The sequence below is a fragment of the Rahnella sp. ATs2 genome (genome assembly GCF_051851855.1).
Classification (GTDB): Bacteria; Pseudomonadota; Gammaproteobacteria; order Enterobacterales; family Enterobacteriaceae; genus Rahnella; species Rahnella variigena.
Map to the genome: position 1 here is coordinate 1 of NZ_JBLYPL010000053.1, position 1,663 is coordinate 1,663.

1 protein-coding gene is annotated in these 1,663 nt (G+C 60.8%); it reads left to right on the plus strand.

The features are described 5' to 3' along the window. Window positions 1-1,663: Ig-like domain-containing protein (locus ACJY2G_RS25460; RefSeq protein ID WP_439292380.1), on the plus strand; the 1,663-nt coding region annotated here is incomplete at both ends.

The following is a 1,663-nucleotide window of genomic DNA, read 5'->3' on the forward strand; positions in this document are numbered from 1 at the left end:
GGCCGGTCAGATCGTTACTGTTACTTTGAACGGCAATGAATACACCGCGACCGTCGGCACCGACGGCAGCTGGAGCACGTCGGTTCCGGCGGCGGACGCCTCGGCGCTGACCGACGGTACCTACGCTGTGAGCGCGACGGTGAAAGATGTCGCGGGCAACAGCTCTTCTGTCAGCGGTTCGGTGCTGGTGGATATCACTGCGCCAGCTCTGACTATTAACACCGTTTCCACCGACGACGTGATCAACGCGCAGGAGCATCAGCAGAACCTGATGATCTCCGGTGGCAGCACGGGCGTTCCGGCTGGCGGATTAGTCACCGTTGAAATCGACGGCCACAGCTACACCGCTGCCGTGGATGCCAATGGCAACTGGAGCGTTGGCGTACCGGCAAACGTGGTCAGCACGCTGACCGACGGTTCCTACACCGTCAGCGCAAGCGTCAAAGATGCCGCAGGTAACGACGGTTCAATTACACACGACGTCACGGTTGATACCATTGCGCCGGTTCTGACCATCAATACCGTTGCGGCTGACGACGTGATTAACGCCATCGAGAAAGGCGAAGCCCTGACCGTCAGCGGCACCAGCAACGGTACCGACGGCAGCGTGATTACGCTGAACCTCAACGGCCAGAACTATACTGCGACCGTCAGCAACGGCGCGTGGACGCTGAACGTTCCGGCGTCCGACGTCGCGAAACTCGGCGAAGCGGATTACACCCTGACCGCCAGCAGCACCGACGCGGCAGGTAACACCGGCAGCGCGACGCACGATGTTTTAGTCGACAGTTCGCTGCCGTCCGTCAGCATCAGCCCGGTGGCGACAGACAACATCGTTAACGCCACTGAAATCAACGCTGATCAGCTGATCAGCGGCAAGGTCACCAACGCCGCAGCGGGCGATACCGTCACCCTTACGCTGGGCGGGAAGACTTACACCACGACCGTTCAGGACGATCTGAGCTGGAGCGTCAGCGTACCTTCTGCCGATCTGAAAGGATTTGGCGACGGCGACCTGACGATTTCCGCCAGCGTGACCAATCAGCACGGCAACACCGGCAGCGCCGATCGCGAGATCAACATCGACGCCGGTCTGCCGGGTCTGCGTATCAACACCGTGGCTGGCGACGATGTGGTCAACAGCATCGAGATCCAGCAGAACCAGATCGTCAGCGGTACCAGCACCGACATCGCGGCAGGAAGTTCAGTCACCGTGACCATCAACGGCGTCGATTATCAGGCGACCGTTGGCGCGAACGGCGCGTGGTCTGCTGCGGTTCCTTCTTCTGATGTGGCGAACTGGCCAGCGGGTGCGTTGAATATCAGCGTGACCGGCACCGACGCTTCGGGTAACTCAGTGACCATCTCGAATAACGTCACCGTCGATCTGAGCAGCGTGGCGATCACCGTAGATACCATCGCGGTGGACGACATGATCAATGCCGCCGAAAAAGCGGCAGACCTGACGCTGACGGGGTCGACGCAAAATGTCGAAGCCGGTCAGACCGTGACCGTGAACTTCGCGGGCCACACCTATACCGCGACTGTGCAGGACAACGGCAGCTGGAGCGTGAAGGTTCCGGCAGGCGATATGACCAGCCTGAAAGACGGCGACGTGACCGCAACCGCCAGCGTCACCAACGTGGCGGGCAACAGCGCCAGC